Here is a 25,046-nt window from a genome sequence, read left to right on the forward strand (position 1 = left end):
CGTTCAGAGGGAGTCAAATATCGCGCTCAGCCCGCTTCGGCGTTCCGTGCGGGTGGCAATCGCCTGTACCAGCACCCGTTCATCGGTATACAGCGACAGGCGCTGACGCGCGCGCGTAATGGCGGTATAGATCAGCTCGCGGGTAACGACGGGGGAAAGCTGTGTGGGCAGGATAAGTGCCGCATGGTTAAACTCAGAACCCTGGGATTTATGCACCGTCATCGCCCAGGCAGTTTCATGCTCGGGCAAACGGCTCGGCTGGAAGGACTTCACGCTACCGTCCGGCATCTGGAACCAGACGCGAAGCCCCTGCCCGCGATCGAGCGCAATCCCGATATCCCCGTTAAACAACCCCAGCGCGCTGTCGTTGCGGGAGATCATCACCGGCCGGCCTTCATACCAGCGCGAGTGCGGAGTACGGTTGATTTTACGCTTTTGCGCCAGCAGCTGTTCCAGCCTGTCGTTCAGGCCGCTGACGCCAAAGGGCCCTTCCCTCAACGCGCAGAGCAGCTGGTATTCGCCAAACGCGGCAATGACCTGCTCCGGCGTGCTTTGCTGCTGTACGCCCGTCAGAAAATGTTGGTACCCCAGCAGGGCGTCATCCAGCATCTCCTGATACTCTTCCCCGGTTTGCAGCGATTTTTTCTCAATATCGGTAAAGGTACCGTCAAATACCGCACAGGTAGCGTGCCGGTCGCCCCGGTTCACCGCCGCCGCAAGCTGACCAATGCCGGAGTCGCTGCCAAAACGGTAGCTTTTTTGCAGCAGACACAGGCTGTCGCGCAGCGCCCCCGCAAGTAAATGGTTTTCAGCCGCGAGCGAACATCCGGTCAGGCGCGCCAGCTCCTCAGCGCGTTCAGCGGTATACCCCAGGCTGGCATAGGTGCAGATATCGCCCAGCACGGCCCCGGCCTCCACGGAGGCAAGCTGATCGCGGTCGCCGAGGAAAATGACGCGCGCGTGCGGCGGTAACGCATCAATCAAACGCGACATCATCGTCAGGTCAATCATCGATGCTTCATCCACCACCAGCACGTCCAGATGCAGCGGGTTACCGGCATGGTAGCGCAGACGCTGGCTACCCGGCTGCGCGCCGAGCAAGCGGTGCAGCGTGCTGGCTTCGTTAGGGAAAAGCGCAAGCCGCTCCCCGGTGAGCGGCAGTTTTTGCAGCGCGCCGCCTAACGACTCCGTCAGACGTGCAGCCGCTTTACCGGTGGGTGCCGCCAGGCGGATACGACACTTTTGCTCACCCGATAACTGAATCAGCGCGGCAAGCAGCTTAGCCACGGTGGTCGTTTTACCGGTGCCAGGCCCGCCCGAAATCACCGATATCCGCCGCGTTAACGCCACTGCTGCCGCCACTTTCTGCCAGTCTGTCTCGTCGTCAGAGGTAAACAGCGTATCCAGCGTTTGCCGGAGCAGTGCTTCATCGCACGGGAGCGGAGCATTGGTCTCGCTGAAGAAGCGCGCCACCGTCAGTTCGTTACGCCACAGCCGGTTCAGATACAAACGTTCACCCGTCAAAATCATTGGCGTACCGGTATCGGCGCTGCCGACGGCGGGCGAGCGGAGTAATATTTCTTGCCAGTCCACAGCCTCACCCAGAAGCGCGAAACACGCCTGTAAAGCCGGCGGCATTTTCTCATCCACCACCAGACGTGAAAGCGGCAGACAGACATGCCCTTCTCCCGCATCTTTACTCAGGATCGCCGCGGCAAGCATGACGGCAGGCTCTTCGCCCGCCACCATCATGGCAAATTGTACGTCCAGGTGGCGAAGTGCACGTTGTTCAATTGCGTCCAGCAGTAGCGCCTGCATCGTCATGCTACTTCCTCCGTGCTTGCAGCAAACAGGTTATCCATCTTTTCAATCAACTCCGCAGCCGGACGGGTGCTGAAGATACCCGAACGCGGGTTGTTAGCATCCACGCCGCGCAGAAACAGGTAAATGACGCCGCCAAAATGATCTTCATAGCGATAATCGGCCATGCGATGGCGCAGGTAACGGTGCAGCGCCAGGGTGTAAAGCTGATACTGCAGATCGTAGCGATGCATTTGCATCGCTGAGGCCATCGCCTGCTGGGTATAGGCTTCGCTGTTTGCCCCCAGCCAGTTCGATTTGTAATCCAGCAGGTAGTAGCGCCCTTCGTGGCGGAAAACCAGGTCGATAAAGCCTTTCAGCATCCCCTGCACCTGGCGAAAATTCAGCGGCGGACACCCGGCGGATAACGGATCGTACTCGCGGATCAGCGCATCAAGCGCCTCGGCCCTGAGCGGGCTGGCGATGGGAAGGTAAAACTCCATCTCCACCTGCTTATCTTTGGCGGTCAGCTGGCTCAGCGAGATCCCCTGCACCGTGAGCGGCGCGTGCAGAACAGCGCGGATCCATTCAGTGAGAACCGGCTGCCACTGTGCGTCGTAGCCGCCGCTCTGTAACATCTTCAGCACCCACTCTTCTGATACCGGCTGGGTAAAATCCAGCTCTTCAAACAGGCTGTGCAAAAACGTGCCCGGCGAGGCGCCGCGCGGAAACTGATGCGGCGTGAGCGCCGGCTCGACGGGCACGCTCCCGGCCCCAGCGGCATCCACGTCCAGTTTTGGCATCAGATCCTGCGCAATACTCTGTCCGTGCTGCTGTAAACCGGAGTAACTGGTAACGCGCCAGTCGTCAGCGATTGTGCGAGCCACCTCGCGGGCATGCAGCGCTGACTCTCCCTGCTCCGGCGTCTGCCAGCGGCTGCTGTCGGGCTGGGAGGGAATATGCAGGGCAACATGCTCTGAGCAAAGTGATTCGATGCACTGGCGCAGCCCTGCGGCATCTTTAGGCTCGCCGCGCTGAATAAGCCGCCCCAGCGCGCTCAGATGAAAATCACTCTCGCCGCTCTTTTCGCCACGGCGACGGAACAGCGGCGCGACGCCCAGGGAACAGTGCCAGACCGAACGGGTCAGCGCCACGTATAGCAGGCGCAGGTCTTCCGCGAGACGCTCGGCTTCGGCCAGCTCGACGCTGGACTCCGCGTTGCTGAGGTCGAGTACCGCTTCGAACGACTCGCGATCGTGGTAAAAAGCCTGGTCCTGTACGCGATAATTGGCGATAAACGGCAGCCAGACCAGCGGATACTCCAGGCCTTTCGACTTGTGAATGGTGACGATCTGCACCAGATGTTTATCGCTCTCGAGGCGCATCTGCTGGCTGGAAGAATTGCTGTTAGGGTCGGCAATCTGCTGGGCCAGCCAGCGCACCAGAGCATGCTCGCTCTCCAGCTGCGTACCCGCTTCCTGGAGCAGCTCGCTGATGTGCAAAATATCGGTCAGACGGCGCTCGCCGCCCGCTGTCGCCAGCATGTTTTCCGCAATGTGACGCTGTGCCATGAGCTCGCGCACCATCGCCATCACGCCGCGCTTCTGCCATTTTTCACGGTAGCGCACAAACTCTTCTACCACGGCATCCCACGCGGATTCGTCAGTATTAAGCGCATCAATGTCACGCGCGTTCAGCCCGAGCATCGCGCTCGCTAAGGCGCTGCGGAGCGTGCTTTCACGCTCCGGGGCCAGCACAGCCTGCAGCAGCCATAGCATCTCGAGGGCTTCCAGCGTTTCAAAAACGCTGTCGCGGTTGGAGAGGTAGACGGACGGTATATTCAATAGCGTCAGGGCGTCGCGGATAAGCGCGGCCTCCTGACGGCTGCGCACCAGCACCGTGATATCGGATGCCTTTACCGGGGCTGGTTTATCCTCCTTCCACAGCAGCGCATCGCCGCGCGCGCCTGCGCTGAGCCAGTCCCTAATTTGCGCCGCACAGTGCTGGGCCATAGCATTTTGATAGTCCGCGACGCCCCAGCCTTCCCCATCAAGTAGCCAGAAGTTCATGGCTGGCTGAGTTTCGCCATTAACCTCGAAGCGCAACGCGGTATTTTTAGGGGCGAACTTGACCGGCTGGAAAGGGATCTCCCGGAACATAAACGCCGTATCCATGCGGCTAAAGAGCGCATTGACGCTTTCCACCATGCCGGGAGAAGAGCGCCAGTTGGTGTCTAGCGTGTAGTGCGCGTCAACCTCGCTGCGGGCTTTCATGTAGGTGAAAATATCCGCACCGCGGAAGGCGTAAATGGCCTGCTTAGGATCGCCGATTAACAACAGCGCGGTGCCGGGCTGCTGGCGCCAGATACGGCGGAAAATGCGGTACTGCTGAGGGTCGGTATCCTGAAATTCGTCAATCATTGCCACCGGGAAGCGGGTGCGAATCGCAGCGGCAAGCGCTTCGCCATTTTCACTGCACAGCGCCGCATCAAGTCGGCTCAGCATATCGTCGAAACCCAGTTCCCCCCGGCGGCGTTTCTCGCGCGCCACGGCTTCACGAATTTCGGTCATGGCGCGGACGATCATCAGATCGTTGAGCGTGAGGGGCTCCGCCAGCAGGGTTTCGATCGCTACAAACAGGGGATGCTCAGGTACAATGCCGTCGGCTTTTGTCCGCTCAGCCAGGAAACGTTGGGAGAATTTCTCCAGCGCGTCCGGGAGCTGGTAGCCCCGCGTCTCTTCCTGCGCCCACGCGCTGATCTTCTCGATCCATTTGCCCTGGTTGCCGCGATTGAACTTACGTCGATCGATCCCGGAATTCTCGATGATCGCGTCAATCTCACCGACTGACTCAATCCATTTTTGTTTGATGTCGGCAATTTTAGCGATGATTTTTTCATGGCGTGAGGCCAGGGTTTCATCCGCCGGGGGCGGAGATTTGATAACCGGCGCTTCCCCCTGAAGATAACGATCGATGGCGCGCAGCAGTGCTTCGGGCCCCTTCCACAACGCATGTACAGCTTCCGCAATATCCCGCTGTAACGGATAGCAGTGGCGACGCCAGAAATCCGCGCAGGCCTGATAGCGAAGCACGGATTCATCTTCAATAAGCTGCTGCTCAAACAGCATGCCGGATTCAAACGCATTCAGGCTAAGCATGCGCTGGCAAAAACCGTGAATGGTGAAGACGGACGCTTCGTCCATCTGCCTTTCAGCGAGGAGCAGCCACTGGGCTGCCTGTTGCTTATCGGCAATCTCTTCCAGAAGGCTCGCGTAGAGAGGGTTATCCGTGCTCTGGCGCAGACAGGCGATGCGCAGTTCGTGGATATTGGTCCGAATACGGCCGCGCAGCTCAGCGGTGGCGGCCTCGGTAAAGGTAACGACCAGCAGCTCTTCAACGCTCAAAGGACGAGGAAAAGCGGCATTACCGCCAAGGCCTAACAGCAGGCGCAGATAGAGCGCGGCGATGGTGAAGGTTTTTCCCGTTCCCGCTGAGGCTTCAATCAATCGTTCACCCTGCAGAGGTAAACGTAAGGGATCAAGGGACTCAGCGGTATCGGTCATTCTTTCTTACTCCAGGGCATAGATTGCTGCAACGCGCTGACGCTCTTCCAGACTTTCCAGCCTTTAGGGTTCACGTAGTCCGTTTTCCCGTTCTGGCTACCGGAAACCTGAGACAGGATAGTGATGCCCTGCGGCTTAATCACGGCCTGATGGAAGAAATCGGCAGCCTTCTGCGGCGTCAGCTGTTTTATCTCGGCCACTACTTTATCACGCGAATCAAATTTCAGATTACCGCGATCGAAATCTTTGCTCAGCTGTGACGCCTCTTCGCCCAGCGTCTGCGGCGGCTGCATCACCTGCGCGATGACGGCCTGCTGGATCTGAGCAAACTCTTCCGGCTTCATGGCCCGCAGTTTTGCTTCCACCTGCGGGAAGAACGCCTGATAGCGGTGCCAGAGATAGGCTGGCTGTTTGTCGCTGCTTTGCAGCAGGAAGCCCAGCCCCCATTGACGCCCCACGTTCATTGAGAAAGCAAATACCGCATAGCCAAGCTGCTCTTCTGTGCGCAGCTGGTTATAGAACCACGGCTGAATAATCTGACCCAGAACGGCGCTCTGCGCAGAGCTTGCGAATTCATCATAGCCCGTTGGCACAAACACCGCGGCCAGCGCGGAATCGGTGCTGCTCCCCGCTTTTTCAAAGATCACATTCTGTTTTTTCTCAACAAGCACGTCCTGGTTACGGCACCACTCGTCCCCTTTCGAACCGAGCTGCGTGCGAACATTTTCTGCCAGCGTTTTGGCCTGATCTTCGCTCATGTTGCCGACGATAAGAAACTCCGGGCGCGTGTTGGTTTTTAGCGAGCCACGGTAAGCCAGCACCTCTTTTAATGAGATTGATGGCAGCAAGGCACGGCGTTCTTCACGCTGGAAATAAGGTATTTGCGACAGCATTTGCGCCGGCATAAGCGCCTGATCGTAAGCTTTGCCCTTTTCTGCAGAATCCATCATCTGCGCATACCAGGATTTAGCCTGCTCAAGCTGCTCTTCCGTTGGCGTGTAGCTGAAGTAACCCTCGAGCAGTGCCTTGAAAAGCTGAGGCAGACGCTGAGTATAGCCATTTGCATTAAGCATCAAACCGTTGTTGGCGTTGGTGGAGAAACTGATCCCGCCCACGGCCGCCTGGTTGCTGAGCTGATCGAGCGCGATACCGGCCAGATAGTCATTGAGCGCGAACATTACCTGATTTTTGGCGCTGTTCATCGCTTTCGGGTTACGCAGGACCACGCTGACATCGGCCTTTGGCTCGCTCGCAAAATAACGGCTTGGGGTATACACCACGCGCAGCGTCGGTTCATCAATAATGAGCTCCGGGTGCGGATAATCCTTAGTCGTTTTGATCAGCGAGAAATCATCCGGGATATAGGGGTTCAGCTCCGGCAACTTCAACGCAATCTCACCGGCCTTCTTCTGCCAGTCGGCGAAGGTCTGGTCGCTGATTTTGTCTACCTGATAAGGGGCATCAACAAAGTATGCCGTCTTGTTATGCGGTTCGTTCGGGCTGATGTACCAGATGCGGGCATTTTGCGGCGTCATCATTGCCAGGCGCGCTTTTACCGCCTCGGCATCATAACGATCGGCAATATTGACCGCGTCGAGCGTGTGCGCCACCGGCACGCGGATCATGGTATCCGCCAGCCACTCCACGTAATCCATATCGCGGGTAATGGACGGATAACGGAAATCGAGATCCAGCACGTGCGCCAGTTCATCAAAATAGCGCTTATCGACGCCTTTCTCGCGCAGTAAAGAGAGGTAGCTAAAGATAGCCGCCACCACTTCATCACGGTTGGCCTGACCTTTGTCGGTCAGGGTGGCGGAGATCGCCAGCACGCCGCTGTTGCCGTTTACCACGGGATCGGAATCGGCGCGGATCCCTTCCACCAGCCCCTGTTTTTGCAGCCAGTCAGATAAGGTTCCCGGGCTGCGGTTACCAATCAGGTAGGTCACCAGCTCGTCGGTTTTACTGCGAAACTGGGCTGTGTTGTTATCAATGCGGAACTCAACGCGCAGCACTTTGCGGGGCATGGCAGGGACGTAGTGGATGACGATCCCTTTTTGCGCGTCCGTGACAACCGGTACGTCTATCTTCGGCAGGTCAATATTTTTATTCGCCACCCGGCCAAACGTTTGTGCCGCCAGTCCGGCAAGCTCCGGCAACGGTTTGTTGCTGTAAATAACCGCCTTCATCAGGTTGGCGGAGTAGTATTTGTCACGAAACGCATGCAGGGCGTCAATGACCGGGCTTCCCGGTTTATCGCTCAGCGTCTCCAGGTTACCGCCCGAGAAACGTGAGCCCGGATGCGCCGGGTTGATGGTCTCGGCGCTGACCTGCGCCATACGCATACCGTCCCGAGTACGGGCCATGGTCAGCTCCGCATTGACGGCATTGCGCTCGCGGTCGGCGTATTTTTTATCCAGCAGCGGCGCGGCGATAGCATCGGCAAGACGATCAACCGCCCCTGCCAGCGCGTCATTTTCGACTTCGAGATAAAAGGCCGTGCGGTACGGTGCCGTGCTGGCGTTGTGGCTGCCGCCGTGCATTTTCAGGAATTCTGAAAGGCTATCCGGCTGCGGATATTTTTTAGAGCCCATCAGCGTCATGTGTTCGAGGTAATGCGCCAGCCCCGGATGCGCCTCAGGATCTTCGAGCGATCCAACCGGCACCACTAACGCCGAGAGGGATTTCACCGCCTGCGGATCGGAAACCAGCAGCACGGTCATACCGTTATCAAGGCGGATAGCCTGATACTGTCGGGTATCTTTTTCGCTCTTACGGATAGTTTCCTGAACGGGTTGCCAACCGGAGTCTGCCTGAGTGACGGGAGCCCAAAGGGCGACAAACAAAACAAACGCTTTGAACAAGGTGCTGCCTGGCATTACGACCTCTTTATCACGGCTATCCCGTCATACTTCAAGTTGCATGTGCGTCGGCTGCATGCGTTCACCCCAGTCACTTACTCATGTAAGCTCCCGGAGATTCACGCCCTTGCCGCCTTCCTGCAACTCGAATTATTTAGGGCAAACATCATTAACAAACTGCGTGCTGGACACGCCAACATCTCTTTATTTAGGTACATCAGTCCGTGATAAGAAGTGCATCATAAATGAACACCCCATACTGCGCAATTTTTATACAGCGCTCAGGACTGATTAAACTTAAACAACGGTAACAGGTAGCGCTGTGCCTCTTCCGTAATAGCCTCGAAGTATTCTGGCTCAAGCGTTCGCCATAGACGTTGATACCAGACATCCTCACCTTCACCGCGTACCATCATGTTTCCTTCATAGGCCTGCATAAATTTACTGCGCGCTTTCTGCAGCGAAGCCTCATCCGTTAACATCGCATCATTCTGCGCGTCATAACAGGCTTTTATCCACGCACCGCCACTTTCGGGCAGTAACAGGAGGGGTTTGTTCATTCCCTGAAGATAGCCCTCAATATACAAAGACAGATAGCGTAACGCCTGTTCTGCCTCCATAGGTGGGAAGCGCCATTCGCCCTCTTTGCGCACGAAGATCCGGCTTTCACCTTTATTCCCACCCGCACTGTAGACAAGATGTTCCAGCCAGAGTTGCAATCCTTGTGAAACGCTGAGCAGAGAAGGCCGCCAGCGCAGTAGCCCATCTGGCTGAACCTGGGTTAGCCAGCCCGTGAGCTGTATGCCCTTGCAGCTGAGATCGATTTCGATGCTTTGTCCGGGCTGGCGGTGCTCCCTGACGCGCTCCGCCAGAGCGGTCATCTCCTGGCACTGCGCCTCCCAGACGATTTCCCCAAACGCACCGTAAGGTAGTTGTCCTGCGGCACGGTAGCGGCGGTAAAGTTTGTCTGCATCTTCCTCTTCAACCAGCGCATTAAGCAGCTGGAGGTTTAGCTGATAGCGCTCCAGCCCTTCCAGAGTAAAGGGTTCTGCATCAGGAATTTCGCTCTCTTCAGAGCGGAAGTTGACCTGTAATCGCTGCTGGAAGAAGGCGCGCACCGGATGCGCCCAAAACCGCTGAAGCTGTTCGAAAGTCAAAGTATTAATGGGCAGCGGATCAAGCGGCTGAATAAAATCCGTATGGGCTCTCCCCTCTTTTTTCGCTGCTGGCAGCCATTCGCGGGCATAGCTCTGCTGTTCGCTGACAATATAGTTTACCGGGTCAAACGGCATGCGGCTGTGGATACAGGTAATGTGCGCCTTCACCCGCTGCTCGCTTTCATCGCAGTTAAGCGCCTCATCCCCAGCCAGATAGTGGCTCTGGCCGATATAGTCCACCAGTTCCTGCACCAGAACGGAGGGGAAGCGCTCGCTGTTGTCCTGAATGGAACGACCGATATAGCTGATATAGAGCTTACTTTGAGCAGAGATGAGCGCTTCAAGGAAGAGATAGCGGTCATCATCACGACGGCTACGGTCACCCCGCTTTGGATCTGCGTTCATCAAATCGAACCCCAGCGGTGCCAGGGCCCGAGGATAAATACCGTCGTTCATGCCGAGCAGGCAGACCACCTTAAAGGGAATTGAGCGCATTGGCATCAGGGTACAGATATTGATGGGGCCTGCCAGGAAACGCTGGCTGATTCGCTCCTGGTCAAGGCGCTGCGTCAACTCATCTCTCAGCAGCGACAAAGGAATCGCTTCGCGATAGTGGGAATTCACGCCCTCATCAACGATAGCCTGCCACTGCGTTTCAATGAGCGCCATCGCCGCTTCGGTGTCGTTGTCTGGCAGGAAGAAATCATTAAGTAACGCCCTGCACACCGGGAGCCACTCTTCAAGCGGACGCGGCTGCATTAGCTCACGGCGCCAGCGGTTAAGCTGCATCAGCAGAGAAGCTAAATGCCCTACCAGGTCAGCAATCAAACCGCTGGACTCATCGTAAGGCAGCACTTCGTTCCACTCGCCCTGGCTGCTCTCCATGGCGTAGCCCAGCAGCATACGCGTCAGGCCAAACCGCCAGGTATGCTGGCCGGTTGGGGGAAGCTCGAACTCCTGAACGTTATCGTCATCGATGCCCCAGCGAACGCCTGATTCGTTTACCCACTGGCGAAGGTAGCGCAGCCCTTCTTCATTGATGTTGAAGCGGGCTGCCAGCACGGGAACATCCAGTAACGCCAGAACATCTTCGGAGATAAACCGGCTATCCGGCAGTGAAAGCAGGGTGATAAATGCCTGCAATGCCGGGTGCGACTGACGGGCACGACGGTCAGAGATAGCGTAAGGCAGATATCGCTCACCCGTCGCACTGCCGAAGACGGCCTGAATAAAGGGACTGTAGCTGTCGATGTCCGCCACCATCACCACGATATCGCGCGGCGTCAGTTCAGGGTCGTCCTGCAGCATCGCCAGCAGTCGATCGTGAAGCACTTCGACCTCACGCTGCGGGCTATGACAAACATGGATCGTGATACTGCGATCCTCAGCGTCCAGCTTCCGCTTGCTGTCGCTGCGCTCAAACTCTTTCGCCGTCACGCCCATGACGGCGCGGTTCTCCAGATCCAGAATATCTAACTGAATATTATGCAGCAGACTATCCGGGGCGATCTCGACAAAGGCGTCAACGTCACCTTCGCCTGATGACGTAATATCGGAGAGCATGTGAATGTAATCACGCCCCAGCTTCCCCCATGAGGCAAGCAGTGGATTGGGCAGGTTCTGGATGCCGTCTTCATCAAAAAGCTGCCCGGCAGTCGAGCCGTCTTTAAACAGCGGGACGGATCGTTCTTCAAAAAGGCGCTTTCGCTGGCGAGTCACCAGCCGCGCAAGCCAACGTTCGTCGAGGATATCCCCCCAATACTGTCGGCAAGGGTTGGTGAACAAAATATGAATATCGATATGTTTACCCAGCGCATTCAACGCTTTCAGATAAACAGGCGGTAATGCGGATATCCCACAGATAAAAACGCGTGACGGCAGTCGGGCTGGACGCGCCGACGCATTCTCGAGTATTGAGATAAACCGATCGTAGAGGTTGGCACGGTGCCACTTAGGCTGCCCAAGTTTCTCCGTATGCTCGACCAGCGCTTTCCAAAGCGGTGCCTGCCATATTTGCGCCTCCGGTAACCCTTCAACCAGTTCGCCCGCTTCCCAGCGAATTAACCAGTCAGAACGGTAAACAAGATATTGGTCGTAGAGATCGGCGGTGCGCGACGCCAGCTGGAACAGCTTGCGCTTATCGGTATCATCATTGAGGTAGTGGCGCAGCATGGCGAATTCATCGTGCTGGAGCATTTCCGGCAGCAGCGCCATCAGCTTCCAGCTCATGCCCTGCTTGTTGAAGGCGCTCTGCTCGGGGATGTCCGGTAACACGCGAACAAACATCTCCCAGATAAAGCTCGCGGGCAGCGGGAAATCAATATTCGCGGCAATGCCAAACTTACGGGAAAGCGACATTTGCAGCCACTGTGCCATACCGGTGCTCTGCACCAGCACCATTTCAGGCTCAAAAGGATCGTCGAGCCGCTCGCGCTCAACGATAAATTCCATCAGTGCTTCCAGCACATCCAGACGATTTGAGTGGTAGACCCTTAACATAGACGCTCCCGACTACTGGCTAACCGGGCAATGCAGACGCGTTATTTCACCGCGTCGCCCCAGAGGAGAAATAAGTGTAACCGTGATGCTGACACATCCTGCGTGCGTTGTCTGCACCCGACTGGCCTGCCAGCCTGCGGGCAGAACATTTGTTGAGAGCTGAGCCTGATTCCAGGCGTGGTGCCAGAGCTGACGATACTGGTTAAACAGCGTAAACCGCGCCGCCAGCGCCCGATGATAGCCGGCCAGTGCCGTGACGATGATGACCAGCAGCATCATCGCCAGCAGAACCTCAACCATGCTAAATCCTTTTTCTTTGCTTACGGCAGCTGGCATAGCGAACGTTCCTTTAGCGGGCAAAAATCACTCCAGCCGTGAGGCGAAAAGCGAATATTACCGTCAATAATCTCTCCTGAACGCCAGAGCAGCAGGTCGTTGACTCCGGCAATCAGTAAAACAGTGGTCTCACTCAGCCGCCGCAAACACACTTGCCAGGCGGGTGCCTTTTTGCACTGGACTTCAGGATCGGGTGACCAGCTCTGAACGCGTCCCCACTCAAGCGCTGACTGTACAGAAGCCTGCTGTTGCAGCGAACGGCTCTCACCGCCAACGAGCGCGCTGAACGTTGTCAGCTGCTGGTTAAGGCCGGTGAGGATCAGCGTACCAAGCACCAGTAAAAGTAGAACCAGCGCCAGCGAAGACATACCGCGTTGACGGTTCACAGGTTGTACCCCGTGACCGTATACAAAGCCTGATAAGGCTCTCCTTGATCGCCGTTGCGCAGGGCGGACAGTTCGATATTCAGCTCCGGCGCAAACCCGGTGTGTGTTACTTTCCTCACCACAAAATGCACGATGGCGAGCCTGTCCGGGTCCGTGAGCTTTTCCCATCCCTGACCTTCACACGAGGTTGCCCCACGAAGCGTTTCCAGCGCGCCCGATTCCAGACGAAAACCGGTGCTGTCGTTTTCTGATGCACTGCGATCCCAGCGACCGTTACTGTTGGCATCCCACCGAACAATGACGCAGCTGCCCTGTCTTGCGATCGCCAGCCCTTGCCCCTGGCAGTTCCCCGCACAGTAACCCGCACGCTGAAGCTGTTTACCGAGAGCAAACAGGCGCTGCCAGACCTCTTCTTCCAGCTCTCTCTGGCCGGATTGCAGTAATACCGCCTGATGCAATCCGGGTAGAAAGCGCGATGCGCCAATCAACAACAGGCTACTGATGGCTGTAGCAATCAGAACTTCTGTCAGCGAGAAACCGCGTTGTCTCATCGACATGAACCTCCTTGTGAGACCTTACACATTCTGATGCGCCCTCCGTCTGAGACCAGGATAAGCCATTCTCCGGCACGGCTTTGCACGCGTATCCGCCCCGCCCATGCCGTATCCCTTAACCCATAGAAGCCTAATGACGGTGTGACCTCGCTCACCGCGACCTCTGGCCAGAGTGGAATCAGAACAAAGGGGCTGCCCTTCTCACAGCCTTGTACGGCAGCGCTCACCAGACACTCCTGTCCCCCAACCCGCAGCTGGGTTATGTGATGGTCGCGGTTGTACCGGTTGGCATCATTTCGCAGAAACACCAGATAGTCGCGCACCTGGCCGGCGGTTTGCCACAGCCGCTGCTGCCGCTGCCAGCTGTCCCAGCCGTACAGACCTGAGGCGCTGAGTATGACAACCAGCGAGACTGCCACCAGCGTTTCGATAAGCGTAAAGCCGTTCTCTTTTTTCATGCAGGAAGTGTGGCGCTTCGCCGTGGGCGTGGCGAGCGGTGAATAATGGTTTTACGAGGCGTTATCCGAAGTATCAGGAGAGTTGCAGCGCGTTGCACGTTTTCTGGATAACGCCTCGGAAAACGGAATAAAGACGAAAAAAAACCGGCGCTAAACAGCACCGGTTATGTCACGCTTTACCGCATCAGATAGCGACGGGCGCTTTGATACCAGGGTGCGGGTCGTAGCCCTCAATCTCAAAATCATCAAAGCGGTAATCGAAGATCGATTCCGGTTTGCGTTTGATAATCAGCTTCGGCAGCGCGCGCGGTTCACGAGTGAGCTGAAGATGCGTCTGTTCCATATGATTGCTGTAAAGATGGGTGTCCCCACCTGTCCAGACGAAATCACCCACTTCCAGGTCGCACTGCTGCGCCATCATGTGGACTAACAGCGCATAGCTGGCAATGTTAAACGGCAGGCCGAGGAACACGTCACAGGAGCGCTGGTAGAGCTGGCAGGAGAGCTTGCCGTCTGCGACATAGAACTGGAAGAACGCGTGGCACGGAGCCAGCGCCATTTTATCCAGCTCGCCCACGTTCCAGGCGGAAACGATGATTCGGCGCGAGTCCGGATCGTTTTTCAGCTGGTTCATCACGGTGGTGATCTGGTCAATATGGCGGCCATCAGGCGTTGGCCATGCGCGCCACTGCTTGCCGTAAACCGGGCCCAGGTTGCCGTTTTCATCTGCCCATTCGTCCCAGATGGAGACGTTATTTTCGTGCAGATACGCAACGTTAGTGTCGCCTTGCAGGAACCAGAGCAGTTCATGAATGATCGAGCGCAGGTGGCAGCGCTTCGTCGTCACCAGAGGGAAGCCTTCTTGCAGATTGAAGCGCATCTGGTGGCCAAAAATGGAGAGCGTACCGGTACCGGTACGGTCGTTTTTCGGCGTGCCCTCATCGAGCACTTTTTTCATCAATTCAAGATACTGTTTCATGGTTCCTCAGGAAAGTTGTTGCTGTGGACGACGACGATACGCCCAAATCATCATAATGGCACCCGCGACAATCATCGGAATGGAGAGGATCTGCCCCATGCTGATGTACTGTACCCATTCGCCGGTAAACTGCGCATCCGGCTGGCGGAAGAATTCAACGATGATGCGGAACGCGCCATAGCCAATCAGGAACAGTCCGGAAACAGCTCCCATCGGGCGCGGCTTGCGAATAAACAGGTTGAGGATGATAAACAGCACCACGCCTTCCAGCGCCAGCTCATACAGCTGGGACATATGACGCGGCAGCACGCCGTAGGTATCGAAAATGGACTGCCACTCCGGGTGCGACGGCAGCAGCGCGATATCCTCCGCGCGGGAGCCCGGGAAGAGCATCGTGTACGGCACGCTTGGGTCAACGCGGCCCCACAGCTCACCGTTAATAAAGTTGCCCAGACGACCCGCCCCCAGACCAAACGGGATCAGCGGTGCGATAAAATCTGACACCTGGAAGAAGTTGCGTTTGGTGCGTTTGGCAAAAATCACCATCACCAGGATCACCCCAATCAGGCCGCCGTGGAAGGACATGCCGCCGTCCCAGACGCGGAACAGGTAGAGGGGATCGTTCAGGAACACCGGGAAGTTATAGAACAGTACATACCCAATACGGCCACCGAGGAACACGCCGAGGAAGCCCGCGTACAGCAGGTTTTCAACTTCGTTTTTGGTCCAGCCGCTGCCAGGACGGCTGGCGCGACGGCCCGCGAGCCACATGGCAAAAATAAAGCCCACCAGGTACATCAGACCGTACCAGTGAAGCGAAACAGGTCCTACTGAGAAAATGACCGGATCAAATTCCGGAAAATGCAGATAACCACTGTTCATCTGTCACCACAAGATGTTGTTATTCCGCTGAAAGTGGACAGCGGTAGACATGCGATTCTGCCTTAAGCAGAGGCTCCAAAGTTGCGAATCATAGCATAAGGCGGGCGCGGAGGATGCGCCAGAGATGTAAAAGATGTGTATAGGTTTTTGTGCGCACTGGCGCCCTCTCCACAAGGAGAGGACGAAAGACGATTAGCGACCACCGCGGATCAGGCCGCCCATACCGCGCCGTTCCATAAATGCCGCCACCTGGTGACGAACCTCTGCGGCCAGCTGCGCCTCAAGGCTGCGCTCAGCCAGCTCGCGGGCATCATTGATGTCGATATGCCGCAACAAATACTTCACGCGCGCTACTGCGCGGCCGTTCATTGACAGATGGCGATACCCCAGACCAATCAGGATCGCGACGCACATCGAGTCTCCGGCCATTTCACCGCACAGGCGGAGATCAATACCGTACTGTTCAGCCTCACGGGCAATCATCGCCAGCGCGCGAATGATCGCCGGGTGCAGGCTATCGTAGATACTGGCGACGCGGGTGTTGTTCCGGTCGACGGCCAGAATATATTGCGTCAGGTCGTTGGTACCGACAGAGATAAAATCAACGCGATTTGCCAGCTGCGGCAGCATAAAGACCATAGATGGCACTTCGAGCATGACGCCGATCCGTGGTTTCGGGATCGCATAGCCAATCATCTCTTCCACTTCACGACCAGCACGTTCGATCAGGCGCCGCGCTTCGTCGATTTCATCTATGCTGGTGACCATCGGCAGCAGGATACTGAGATTGCCCGTCGCGGCGTTGGCGCGCAGCATCGCGCGCACCTGGATCAGGAAGATCTCCGGCTGATCGAGCGTAATGCGGATCCCGCGCCAGCCCAGACACGGGTTCTCTTCGCTGATGGGCATATACGGCAGCTGTTTATCCGCCCCGACATCCAGGGTTCGCAGGGTGACAGGCTTGTCGTTGAACATCTGCAACATCCCCTGATACTGCGCCACCTGCTCCTCTTCGGAGGGGAAACCGCTCTGCAGCATGAAGGGGATTTCAGTGCGGTATAAACCGATCCCGTCGATTCGGCTGCCAAGCTTCTCTTCGTGCTCGGGGCTTAAGCCGGCGTTGAGCATGACTTTGATCCGCTCTCCGCTTTTCAGCTGCGCGGGCAGGTTAACGTCATCTTCCGCCAGCTTGCTTAATTCATTCTCTTCGCTGATGAGACGCTGATATTCCTGGAGCAGAACCGGCTCAGGATCGACCAGCAGTTCACCGCGGTAACCATCAACCACCAGCGTGCGGCGATGCAGCACCGAAGGCTGAATATCCGCCCCCATAACGGTAGGGATACCGAGCGCGCGCACCATAATGGCGGCATGGGAGTTCGCTGCACCATCACGTACGACAACCCCGGCGAGTCTGTCCTGCGGCAGCTCGGCCAGTGTTGTTGCCGAAAGTTCATCGGCCACCAGCACAAACCGTTTTGGCCAGGCATTCGGCCCCTGAATGGTATCATCGAGGTGGAACAGCAGGCGCTGTCCCAGCGCGCGGAGATCTCCCGCCCGCTCTTTCAGATAACCGTCGGTCAGGGCAGCGAACTGCTCGGCAAATTTTTCGATGACCTTTTTAACCGCCCACTCCGCGACTGCGCCTTTATCAACCTCAGCAAAAAGCTCACGGCGCAGACGAGCGTCGGAAAGCAGGTGCGAGTAGAGGTCGAAGATGGCCGCCGTCTCTTTTTGCGCACCAGCGGCAAAGCGCTTGCTGTAGCGACGGAACTCATTGGCCGCCTCTTCCAGCGCGGCGGTAAGACGCTCGCGCTCCAGCGCTTCATCAAGCGTAGAGGCTTCGTAGACCTGCTCCATCAATGGCAGCGTGGCGTCCATCCAGCCTTCCGCAATCGCCACCCCTGGCGATGCCGGAAGGGCGCGAATGCGCGTATGGCGGTACTGACCAAAGAGCGCAGCAAGCTGAGACTGAGAGAGGATCGCCGCCATCTGTGTCGCCAGCGTGACGAGGAAGGACTCTTCGCTTTCATCATACTGACGCAGCTCGCGCTGCTGGACGACCAGCACACCGAGTAGCTGACGACGCTGAATAATCGGCACACCCAGAAACGCGCGGAAGCGTTCTTCTTTTACGGAAGGGATGTATTTAAAGCTGGGATGTTTTTGCGCGTCGGCAAGGTTGATAGGTTCAGCCAGCCGCCCAACCAGACCGACGATACCTTCATCAAATGCGAGCGTTACTGTGCGCCCCCGCGGCTTTTTCAAACCGCGGGTCGCCATCAGGTAATAGCAGCGCCGATCGTGGTCGGCCAGATACACCGAACAGACCTCGGTCTCCATCGCAAGACAGATGTCAGTGACCAGAATATTCAGCGCCTCGTTGAGGCGCGGAGCGCTGGCCACCTTCTCGACTATTTCTCGCAAGCGGGTGAGCATGATTTGCGTAGCTTAACCTCTTTTACGTCGCCAGGCAGGTGCGCTCTGCGGCTTAGGCGGGATCTCCTGAAGCTGCATCACCACACTTGCAAACTCTTTCATCACCCTACGGTAAACATCGCGCTTAAATGACACGACCTGACGAACAGGATACCAATAGCTCACCCAGCGCCAGCCATCGAACTCCGGCGTACTGCTGGTTTGCATATTGATGTCCGAATCGTTGCCCACCAACTGCAGAAGAAACCACTTCTGTTTCTGGCCGATACAAACCGGCTTTGTGTCCCAACGCACCAAACGTTTCGGTAACTTGTAACGCAACCAGTTGCGGGTCGAGGCAAGGATGCGAACATCTTTTCGGCTTAAACCGACCTCTTCAAAAAGCTCCCGGTACATCGCTTGTTCTGGGGACTCTCCCGGATTGATCCCGCCTTGCGGGAACTGCCAGGAGTGCTGACCATATCGACGGGCCCACATGACCTGGCCCTGACGATTACAAATTACTATTCCTACGTTCGGGCGGTAGCCATCGTCATCAATCACCGGACTACCCCAAACTAAACCTTATATATGAATGATTGTTTCACACTACAGTGAGGCGGTAAACCACTCTCTTACAGGCCTGCAACCTAATAACATTTGAATAACTCACAAATAAGCGCAGAGTTATAAACAGATATGCGGTCTCAAGGGCAATTTTATTCACCTTTTCTGTGGATATAGTTGTGAAGAAGTGTCTGATTACCGATGAACAACCTGAAATGGCCTCTGCCCTCCCGTTTCTCACCTTCATCATAAAGCTATATTTTTCATGATGTTATATTCATATCAACAAACAAAATGCAGAATAGCGTGACGATCGTCACAGCAGGGATCGTCGTGCTGATGAAAGATCGAACAGCGTCGGTTTTATCCACAGATTGTGCCAATAAGTTAGGCACAATTTGTCTGAAATTTGGATTTTCGTCGCACGTCAAGGCTGTAAATTGAAACAGTAGTCAGGGTTATGCCCAGTTATCCCATTTTTCTGTGGATAACATGGTGTAAGATCCTGTTTATTGTCAGTGACCAGATTTGAACAACCCGTTTTGCGTCCCTGATGAAACCGTGAAAAATTCATAAAAAAACCTATAAATCATGCACATGGAATATTGGTACAGAAAAAGTTAAACTCTATCCACAGGGGACTGTTTCTTCGTTTATTTTTTAATCAAAAGGTTATCGTCATGCATCCGCTTTCACCCTTGCTCTCACCGCCTTCGAGCGAAAGTCAGTTGCTACAGCAGGCTCAGCGCCTTGCAGGCTTCTCGCTGGGCGAACTGGCGGCGATGGCAGGGCTACAGATCCCGAAGGATCTGAAACGAGATAAGGGCTGGATCGGCATGCTTCTGGAGCTGTGGCTGGGGGCAAGCGCCGGGAGCAAGCCAGAGCAAGATTTCGCGGCCCTTGGCGTAGAGTTAAAAACTATTCCTATCGACCGCCAGGGTCGGCCCCTGGAGACTACCTTTGTCTGCGTTGCGCCTTTAACCGGCAATACCGGCGTAACGTGGGAAACCAGCCACGTGCGCCATAAGCTGAATCGCGTGCTTTGGGTTCCGGTTGAAGGCGAAAGGCAGATCCCGTTAGCTGAACGCCGCGTTGGCGCGCCGCTGCTCTGGAGCCCGGATGAAGAAGAGGAGCATCAGTTGCGCCTGGACTGGGAAGAACTGATGGACATGATTGTGCTCGGTCAGGTCGAGCGAATTACCGCCCGGCACGGAGAAGTGTTACAGCTGCGCCCGAAAGCGGCAAACAGCAAAGCGCTTACCGAGGCGATCGGCGCGATGGGCGAACCCATACTGACGCTGCCGCGCGGTTTTTATCTCAAAAAAAATTTCACCGGCGCGCTGCTTGCTCGTCATTTCTTACTTAAAACATAGTTTTTTACTTATTTTGCGAGCTCACAAACATAATCGCCTGGTTTTTAAGATTTTACCGCTTCACCCTGTTGCTATAACGGGTTAATACTACACTATGATTTGATACGAGCCAGATGAGGACGATAACGATGAAAAAATGGGCGGTGTTAATTTCAGCAGTCGGGTTGGCGTTTGCCGTTTCGGGCTGCAGCAGTGATTATGTCATGGCGACGAAAGACGGCCGGATGATCCTGACTGACGGTAAACCTGAAGTCGACGATGATACCGGTCTGGTCAGCTACCACGACCAGGCAGGCAATAAAATGCAGATCAATCGCGACGAAGTCTCGCAAATTATTGAGCGATAACAGTCGGAGGTCAGTAGCCTACTGGCCTTTTTGATTTTTTTCTTCCCCTTTTGCTTCCCCTCTGCCATGTTTATATTCCTTTGTCGGGAGGTTCCTGACGCGGTCTACATGTCTATTGAAGGAAGCCGGCTATGCATTATCACCGTATCCCCCACAGCGCTCTGGAGATAAGTCAACTGGGGTTGGGCACGATGACATTTGGTGAACAAAACAGCGAAGCCGATGCCCATGCACAACTCGATTATGCCGTCAGCCAGGGGATTAACCTGATTGATGTCGCAGAGATGTACCCTGTGCCTCCACGCCCTGAAACGCAGGGACTTACCGAAACCTACGTCGGTAACTGGCTGGCAAAACGCGGTAACCGAGAAAAGCTGGTTATCGCCTCGAAAGTGAGTGGCCCCGCGCGAAACAACGATGCCGGGATCCGCCCAAACCAAATCCTCGATCGCAAAAATATCCGCGCCGCGCTGGACGCGAGCCTGAAGCGCCTGCAAACCGACTATCTCGACCTTTACCAGGTCCACTGGCCGCAGCGTCCAACCAACTGTTTTGGCAAGCTCGGCTACAGCTGGAATGAGAGCGCCCCCGCCGTTACGCTGCTGGAAACGCTGGAGGCGCTGACCGAATGCCAGCGCGCGGGAAAAATCCGCTACATTGGCGTGTCCAACGAAACGGCCTTTGGCGTAATGCGCTATCTGCACCTGGCGGATAAACACGATCTGCCTCGCATCGTCACCATCCAGAACCCGTACAGCCTGCTTAACCGCAGCTACGAGGTGGGGCTGGCTGAAGTGACGCAATATGAGGAAGTGGAACTGCTCGCCTATTCATGCCTCGGTTTCGGCACCCTGACGGGGAAATACCTGAACGGTGCGAAACCGGCCGGGGCGCGTAATACCCTCTTTAGCCGCTTTACCCGCTACAGCGGCGAGCAGACGCAAAAAGCCGTTGCTGCCTATGTGGATATCGCGAAGCGCCACGGCCTGGATCCGGCGCAGATGGCGCTGGCCTTCGTGCGCCGTCAGCCGTTTGTTGCCAGTACCCTGCTTGGCGCGACGACCATGGAACAGCTGAAAACTAACATTGAGAGTTTCCATCTGAACCTGAGTGAAGAGGTGTTAGCGGAGATTGAAGCGGTGCATCAGGTTTATACCTATCCTGCGCCGTAGCTGATGCTTTTGCCGGGTAAGGCGAAGCCGCCACCCGGCTACTTATTAACGGCGACGCTGCCAGACCCACAATCCCGCAATCGCCGCCGCGAACAGCCCACCAAATCCGACGCCAATCGCCACCACCGGGACACCCACTTTTACCGCCAGCGAGTAGAGCCCCAGCATTAACAGCATGGCCAGGTTTTCACCGAGATTTTGAACCGCAATGGCATTCCCCGCCCCGACGGTCTGCTTGCCACGCTCCTGGAGTAACGCATTCAGCGGTACCACAAAGAAGCCCCCCAGAATACCAATCAGGATCAACAGAGCATAAGCGGGCAATAACGCATGTTGTAGCGAGAAGATAAGCACCACGAGGCCAATCAGGATCCCCGCTGGCATGCAGCGTGCAACCGTTTCAAGCGTCACCAGCTTCGCCGCCGCGCCCGCCCCAGCCACAATGCCGATCGCCACCATCGCATTAAGATAGGTCGGCGTCGCATTGTCCGTAATCCCCAGCGCCACCGGTACCCACAGAACCAGCAGGAAGCGCAGCGTGACGCCCGCCCCCCAGAACATACTGGTTCCCATCAGGGAGAAACGCGTTTCCCCGTTACGCCAGAGCACGCGGCACGCGTTAAAGAAACTGCCGGTCATTGGTTTAAAGCGCCAGGACTGGCCCGGGCGAGCCACCGGCAGCTTCGGAATAAACAGGTTAGCCACGACCGCCCCACCATACACCACTGCACACACGCCCAGGGCCGCCAGAACATGCCAGTCGGCCAGCACGCCACCCGCGACGGAGCCGAGGAGGATAGCGGCAATCGTTGACGACTCCATCAGGCCGTTGGCTTTCACCAGTTTATCGCCCGTGGTCAGTTCTCCGAGAATGCCATACTTCGCTGGGGAGTAGGCGGCAGCACCGATGCCCACCAGCGTATAGCCAACAAACGGATTAAAACCAAAACATATACTGGCAGCGCCCAGCAGCTTGAGACCGTTGGCAAACATCATCACCCGGCCTTTCGGGAAGCTGTCCGCCACCTGCCCCACAAACGGGGCAAAGATAATGTAAGCGCCCACAAACACCATCTGCAGGATCGGCTGACTCCAGTCAGGGTAAAACTCGGCTTTCAGCAGCGCCAGCGTGGCAAACAGCAGCGCGTTATCACCGAATGCAGAGAGAAATTGCGCGGCGATGACCGCCATCATGCCTTTTGAACGCAGCGAGGTGTTAGTGTGTACTGACTCACGCATTTTGCTGTTCCGCCTCTTCAATCATACCTTTCAGGGTCACGAAATCGGGCTTCCCGCTTCCCAGCACCGGAAGCTGCTTCAGGTGGCGGATATCGCGCGGCACGGCCAGTTCAGGAATACCGTGTTCACGCGCGTAGCTCAGTAACCTGTCGCGCTTAAGCTCAGCATCAGTGGTAAACAGCACCAGCGCCTCGCCTTTGCTGGCATCGCTCTTCACGACCGTGGCGTGCATCTTCTCGGCGGACACGGCCGTCGCCAGTTGTTCAACCATTTCCAGAGAGACCATCTCACCGGCGATTTTGGCGAAGCGTTTTGCGCGCCCCTGAATCTGTACAAAGCCTTGCTCATCGAAACGAACGATGTCACCGGTGTCGTACCAGCCGGTTTCAATCTCGCCGTTGACGTTTTCCGCCGTTGGCGCTTCCAGCACGCCTGGGTTTTCCACGCGCAGGTAACCGTTCATCACGTTCGGCCCTTTCAGCTGCAGGCGGCCACCGTCCTCGATGCCCGGCACCGCCAGCAAGCGCGCATCCATCCCCGGCAGAATTCGGCCCACCGTTCCCGGTTTCGCCGCCATCGGTACGTTGATCGAGACCACGGGCGCACACTCGGTAACGCCATAACCTTCAAGAATGCGCAGGCCAAACTTATCCTGCCAGATCTGACGCGTGCTCTCCTGCAGCTTTTCCGCACCGGCCACCACGTACCGAACGCGGAAGAAATCATACGGATTGGCGAAACGGGCATAGTTACCCAGGAAGGTTGAGGTCCCGAACAGGACGGTGCAGTTACGGTCATACACCAGCTCCGGCACGATGCGGTAGTGCAGCGGGCTGGGATAGAGGAACACCTCGGCACCGGTCAGCAGCGGCGTGAACAGCCCCACCGTCAGGCCAAAGGAGTGGAACAGCGGCAGCGCCGACATAAAACGGTCATTCGCGGTAAAGTCGGCAATGCTTTTGATCTGCTCAACGTTCGCCAGAATACTCTTGTGGCTGTGGACGACGCCTTTCGGGTTACCCTCCGAACCCGACGTGAAAAGGATAATCGCGTCATCTTCCGGCTGCTGTTTGACCTGCGCCAGATGCGGCATCAGCAGATGCGCAAAAATCCACAGCTTGTCGCCGGTGGTCACGTCCGCTTTTAGATCTTCCAGGAAGACCCAGCGTACCTGGGTCAGCTGTTCCGGCAGATGCCACAGCTTGCCTTTGTCCAGAAACTGTCGGGAGGTAAAGATGGTATTGATTTGGGCGGCGGTAATGGCGCTGGTCAGCCCTTTCACGCCCGCCGTGTAGTTCATCATCGCCGGTATACGGCCACGGGAAACCGCACCAAAAATCACCGCCGCGCTGATGCCCGCGTTTGGCAGCATCAGGCCGATCTTTTCGCCCTTTTTGCTGTACTTCTCAAGAATGCGGCCCACGAACAGCGTCTTGGTCAGCAGTTTACGATAGGTATCCGGGGTAAAGTTGATGTCTTCAATGCAGTTTTTCTTCGCGCCGTAGCGGTACTGCGCCGAAAGCAGGGATTCATACAGCGTTTCGCGCGGACGAACGGCCATGCGCGCTTCCATCATAATCTGGTGCAGCATTTCCCCGGCGATTTTACGGCGATCGCGGGCACGCGGCGCTTCCGGCATCGGTAACGACGTTGGCGGCAGGATATGCAGGGTAATTTTGGGGAACAGACGCTGCTTCACCAGCCCCTTAAGGCGGCTGAAATGGGTCAACTCTGCGCCTTCAATGCGCAGCGGCACTACGGTCGCGTTTGATTTCGCCGCGACAAACCCCGCGCCGTCGTAGATTTTCATCAGCGAACCGGTCACTGAAATGCGCCCTTCCGGGAAAATGACCACCGGACGCCCCTGCTCTACCAGACGTACCAGGTGTTTAATCATCATCGGCTTTGTCGGGTCAAGCGGTACGAAATCAATCAGTGGGGTGAGCCAGCGCATATACCACTGCTGGCTGATGGAGGTATAGACCGCAAACACCGGACGCACGGGCAGAAACAGCGCAAGCAGGATGCCGTCTATAAAGGAAACATGATTGGGTGTGATAAGAACGCGCTCGCCACGAAGCGCCTGGGCATCGCCAGTGACGCGGATGCGAAAAAGAATACGGAACAGTGTACGGAAAAACCCAAATAGCATCTCAACTCCCTTTGCCAGACAGTGTGGTGGGTTGACAGTAAATGGTGGCAGATTACACGAGAAGTGATATGGGAGCGACAGCAAAAATGGAGGCGAAAAAAAACCTGCGCATCCGCGCAGGTTGGTGCAAGAGATGAGTACGAAACCGTACTAAGAATTCTCACCAATCAATACCTCTGGGATCTTGATTGTGGCTGTTGACCCTGCGCTTCGCCAGCAGGAAAACGCAAGGGAATGAGCCGAAATGCAACCAGGTGTGAATATTCTCTTTTGCTGTTACAGGTTGAACTATCAGGCAAAAAA

General features: G+C 56.3%; 17 protein-coding genes. 3 read left to right on the forward strand and 14 right to left on the reverse strand.

The window, feature by feature from the left end; all coding sequences use genetic code 11:
- Positions 1-3: 3 nt before the first annotated feature.
- The 12 genes from recD to rppH all read right to left on the reverse strand — a co-directional run bounded on the left by recD (position 4) and on the right by rppH (position 18,457).
- Positions 4-1,824: an exodeoxyribonuclease V subunit alpha gene (gene recD, locus IM294_RS04890; protein ID WP_126817250.1), complete on the reverse strand. Its 1,821-nt coding sequence runs from the start codon at positions 1,822-1,824 to the stop codon at positions 4-6.
- The gene (gene recB / locus IM294_RS04895; RefSeq protein WP_126817248.1) at positions 1,821-5,363 is read right to left on the reverse strand and encodes an exodeoxyribonuclease V subunit beta; all 3,543 of its coding nucleotides are present in this window, start codon (positions 5,361-5,363) and stop codon (positions 1,821-1,823) included. Before recB ends, recD begins: the two co-directional genes overlap by 4 nt.
- Positions 5,360-8,242 carry a pitrilysin gene (gene ptrA, locus IM294_RS04900; protein ID WP_126817246.1) on the reverse strand — a complete coding sequence of 961 codons (2,883 nt, stop codon included), beginning with the start codon at positions 8,240-8,242 and terminating at the stop codon, positions 5,360-5,362. Before ptrA ends, recB begins: the two co-directional genes overlap by 4 nt.
- Positions 8,243-8,505: 263 nt before the next feature.
- Positions 8,506-11,880, reverse strand: a complete 3,375-nt coding sequence (gene recC, locus IM294_RS04905; protein ID WP_062935758.1) for an exodeoxyribonuclease V subunit gamma — start codon at positions 11,878-11,880, stop codon at positions 8,506-8,508.
- Positions 11,881-11,892: 12 nt separating this feature from the next.
- Positions 11,893-12,216 (reverse strand): prepilin-type N-terminal cleavage/methylation domain-containing protein, encoded by a 324-nt coding sequence (locus tag IM294_RS04910; RefSeq protein WP_048960720.1) that lies wholly within the window; start codon positions 12,214-12,216, stop codon positions 11,893-11,895.
- Complete coding sequence (locus tag IM294_RS04915; protein ID WP_047367465.1) at positions 12,201-12,602, reverse strand: DUF2509 family protein; 402 nt, start codon at positions 12,600-12,602, stop codon at positions 12,201-12,203. Before IM294_RS04915 ends, IM294_RS04910 begins: the two co-directional genes overlap by 16 nt.
- Positions 12,599-13,159: a prepilin peptidase-dependent protein gene (locus IM294_RS04920; RefSeq protein WP_126817244.1), complete on the reverse strand. Its 561-nt coding sequence runs from the start codon at positions 13,157-13,159 to the stop codon at positions 12,599-12,601. The genes IM294_RS04915 and IM294_RS04920 overlap by 4 nt, the downstream gene beginning before the upstream one ends.
- Positions 13,150-13,614: a prepilin peptidase-dependent protein gene (locus IM294_RS04925; protein WP_126817242.1), complete on the reverse strand. Its 465-nt coding sequence runs from the start codon at positions 13,612-13,614 to the stop codon at positions 13,150-13,152. Before IM294_RS04925 ends, IM294_RS04920 begins: the two co-directional genes overlap by 10 nt.
- A 184-nt stretch (positions 13,615-13,798) precedes the next feature.
- Positions 13,799-14,593 (reverse strand): thymidylate synthase, encoded by a 795-nt coding sequence (thyA, locus tag IM294_RS04930; RefSeq protein ID WP_013098550.1) that lies wholly within the window; start codon positions 14,591-14,593, stop codon positions 13,799-13,801.
- Between the two features lie 6 nt (positions 14,594-14,599).
- Positions 14,600-15,475 (reverse strand): prolipoprotein diacylglyceryl transferase, encoded by an 876-nt coding sequence (gene lgt / locus IM294_RS04935; protein ID WP_028014284.1) that lies wholly within the window; start codon positions 15,473-15,475, stop codon positions 14,600-14,602.
- A 192-nt stretch (positions 15,476-15,667) separates the two neighbouring features.
- Positions 15,668-17,914, reverse strand: a complete 2,247-nt coding sequence (gene ptsP / locus IM294_RS04940; RefSeq protein WP_028014285.1) for a phosphoenolpyruvate--protein phosphotransferase — start codon at positions 17,912-17,914, stop codon at positions 15,668-15,670.
- A gap of 12 nt (positions 17,915-17,926) precedes the next feature.
- Positions 17,927-18,457: an RNA pyrophosphohydrolase gene (rppH, locus tag IM294_RS04945; RefSeq protein WP_013098553.1), complete on the reverse strand. Its 531-nt coding sequence runs from the start codon at positions 18,455-18,457 to the stop codon at positions 17,927-17,929.
- 683 nt (positions 18,458-19,140) lie between these two features.
- Between rppH and mutH the strand changes: the two genes are divergently transcribed.
- From mutH to IM294_RS04960, 3 genes are all read left to right on the forward strand, one after another.
- Positions 19,141-19,833, forward strand: a complete 693-nt coding sequence (mutH, locus tag IM294_RS04950; protein WP_028014286.1) for a DNA mismatch repair endonuclease MutH — start codon at positions 19,141-19,143, stop codon at positions 19,831-19,833.
- A gap of 128 nt (positions 19,834-19,961) precedes the next feature.
- Positions 19,962-20,180, forward strand: coding sequence for a YgdI/YgdR family lipoprotein (locus IM294_RS04955; protein ID WP_014885085.1), 219 nt, complete (start codon positions 19,962-19,964; stop codon positions 20,178-20,180).
- A gap of 131 nt (positions 20,181-20,311) precedes the next feature.
- Positions 20,312-21,352, forward strand: a complete 1,041-nt coding sequence (locus tag IM294_RS04960) for an NADP(H)-dependent aldo-keto reductase (RefSeq protein ID WP_028014287.1) — start codon at positions 20,312-20,314, stop codon at positions 21,350-21,352.
- Between the two features lie 45 nt (positions 21,353-21,397).
- Here the strand turns inward: IM294_RS04960 and lplT are convergent, their stop codons facing one another.
- Positions 21,398-22,591 carry a lysophospholipid transporter LplT gene (lplT, locus tag IM294_RS04965; protein WP_059358098.1) on the reverse strand — a complete coding sequence of 398 codons (1,194 nt, stop codon included), beginning with the start codon at positions 22,589-22,591 and terminating at the stop codon, positions 21,398-21,400.
- On the reverse strand, positions 22,584-24,743 hold the full coding sequence (gene aas / locus IM294_RS04970) for a bifunctional acyl-ACP--phospholipid O-acyltransferase/long-chain-fatty-acid--ACP ligase (RefSeq protein ID WP_126817240.1): 2,160 nt from the start codon (positions 24,741-24,743) through the stop codon (positions 22,584-22,586). The genes lplT and aas overlap by 8 nt, the downstream gene beginning before the upstream one ends.
- Between the last annotated feature and the right edge of the window lie 303 nt (positions 24,744-25,046).

It is taken from the genome of Enterobacter cloacae complex sp. P43RS (assembly GCF_014930585.1).
GTDB classification, from domain to species: domain Bacteria; phylum Pseudomonadota; class Gammaproteobacteria; order Enterobacterales; family Enterobacteriaceae; genus Enterobacter; species Enterobacter bugandensis.